1 protein-coding gene is annotated in these 525 nt (G+C 48.4%); it reads right to left on the bottom strand.

The genetic code is table 11. The annotated features are described in order from the left end of the window. Positions 1 to 165 precede the first annotated feature (165 nt). The coding region (locus BFF42_RS20480) for an integrase core domain-containing protein (protein WP_146753229.1) at positions 166 to 525 on the bottom strand (360 nt) is incomplete at its 5' end.

Below are 525 nucleotides of genomic sequence, written 5' to 3'. Positions count from 1 at the left end.
AATCAGCTGAAACCTTATGGCTGGGACGGTATGTATGGCAGACGCACACTGGTTGATGACAGCGGCAATAAAGCTCTGCGAATTGAGAAAAATAACAGCTCGAAATCCTGGTCAATGTACTGTGAGGTGTACTGGCAATAGCGGACACTACCATTTGTTCTTTTTTTAAGCAGCCATCTGATGATATTTTTCCCTGAAGGCTGCCGGGGAGATATTCCCCAGACGAGAGTGACGACGCTGACGATTGTAGAAAATCTCAATGTATTCCCGTATTACTGAGATGGCTTCATCCCGGTTATTAAAACGATAGTGGCTCAGGCTCTCATTTTTCAGCGTTCCCCAGAAGCTTTCCATCGGAGCGTTGTCGTAACAGTGACCTTTACGCGACATTGATGTTTTCAGACCAGACTGCTCCTGTATGACCCGGTAATCGTATGCGCAGTACTGTGAACCTCGATCAGAGTGGTGGATTAGCCCGGCAGGTGGGCGCTGGCTCCTGAGCGCCATAAACAGGGCTTTACCTGT

It is taken from the genome of Shigella sp. FC1661, assembly GCF_001712525.1.
Classification (GTDB): domain Bacteria; phylum Pseudomonadota; class Gammaproteobacteria; order Enterobacterales; family Enterobacteriaceae; genus Escherichia; species Escherichia coli.
Note: the sequence above shows the minus strand (reverse complement) of the source record. Positions and strands in the feature narration are given on the sequence as shown.